A 1,507-nucleotide genomic window follows, 5' to 3' on the forward strand; every position below is an offset into this window, starting at 1 on the left:
CTAACGAATGAAAGGGACTTCCCCGTCCCGAGCTAGCCGCGTTGCGGCAAACGGCAACTGAGTGCCACGATGGGAAGTACGGTATCTCATCAACTTACTCGGAAGGGGAAATCATGGCCATTCTGACTGTTGGTATCGACCTCGCCAAGAACGTGTTTGCCCTGCACGGGGTGAACGAGGCAGGCAAGGCCGAGCTGCTGCGTCCAGCCGTGCCACGCGACAAGCTGCACGAGCTGATCGCGGCTTTGCCGCCCTGCGTGATTGGCATGGAGGCCTGCTCCGGCGCGCATCACTGGGCTCGGCTGTTCCAGACCTCAGGTCACACCGTGCGGCTGATCGCCCCGAAGTTCGTCACCCCTTACCGCATGACGGGCAAACGCGGCAAGAACGATGCTGCCGATGCAGCAGCGATCTGCGAAGCCATCCAGCGCCCACACATGCGCTTCGTGCCAATCAAAAACCTCGATCAGCAATCGCGCCTGCTGGTTCACCGAGCGCGTCAGGGCTTTGTCGAACAACGCACGGCCACGCTCAATCGCATCCGCGGCGGCTTGAGCGAGTTCGGCATCGTGTTGCCACTCAAAGCCAGTACCGTGCGACGCCGCGCCTGCGAATGCCTGGAGGACCTACCCGGCTATGCCAACACCGTGATCGGCGACCTGCTCAGCGAAGTGACCCGGCTCGATGAGCGCATCGAACAGTACGACCAACTCATCAAGACCATGGCCAAGGACGACGCACGGGCTAAGCAGCTGATGCAACTCAGCGGCGTGGGCGCCACCACGGCCACCTGCTTGCTGGCCATGATCGGGAACGGCCATGACTTTGATTGCGGGCGGCAGTTCGCAGCGTGGCTGGGTCTGGCACCGGGCCAGTACAGCTCGGGCGGCAAGACCCGGCTCGGGCGCATCACCAAGGCAGGCGATGCCTATCTGCGCAGCCTGCTGGTGCTAGGTGCCAAGGCCGTACTTGCGGCGGCCAAGAACAAGACCGACTCGATCAGCCAATGGGCACTGGCCTTGGCTGAGCGGCGGGGGTACTGGCGAGCGGTCGTCGCCATCGCGGCCAAGAACGCCCGCATGGCCTGGGCCGTGTTGCGACGCGGCGAGGCATTTGCCTTGCAGGCGTAAGCACAAGGCGCTCGAGTCCCCATCTCCCAAATCCAAAGACAAGAAGGAAGTAAGTTCTACCGCTGTGTGACGGCAATCGTTGATGACAACAGGTTTGGACCTGCGCGGGGAGTGACCGATTAACTCAAGGGCGGCGCAAGACTTGCCGGCTAACGAATGGGTCCCCCGCGTGCGTCCTTCATCAGGGTCCGCGGCAGATCAATAAGCCGCAGCAATGACCGTTTGTAGTTTGGCCAGTCCGCACCTTGTTGTCCTTGTCAGCGCTCGCCGTCTTTGCGCAACGGTTGCAGGTCTAGAAGAAAAGCAGACAAAGAAATGGCCCTCACTGCCGGCCATAAGGGACAGGTTTTGCTTGACAGGTGGGGAAGCCCTTGTAG

At 61.6% G+C, this 1,507-nt stretch carries 1 protein-coding gene; it reads left to right on the forward strand.

Annotation, left to right across the window (positions count from 1 at the left end; translation table 11 throughout):
- Nucleotides 1–113: 113 nt before the first annotated feature.
- Nucleotides 114–1,130 (forward strand): IS110 family RNA-guided transposase, encoded by a 1,017-nt coding sequence (locus PRZ01_RS19125; RefSeq protein WP_273598442.1) that lies wholly within the window; start codon nt 114–116, stop codon nt 1,128–1,130.
- Nucleotides 1,131–1,507: the final 377 nt, after the last annotated feature.

This window comes from Roseateles koreensis (assembly GCF_028595305.1).
GTDB classification, from domain to species: Bacteria; Pseudomonadota; Gammaproteobacteria; order Burkholderiales; family Burkholderiaceae_C; genus Paucibacter_A; species Paucibacter_A koreensis.

What these genes read in the sequence shown, in the direction of transcription:
- PRZ01_RS19125 (WP_273598442.1), top strand. Translation starts at nt 114, where the DNA reads ATGGCCATTCTGACTGTTGGTATCGACCTCGCCAAGAACGTGTTTGCC.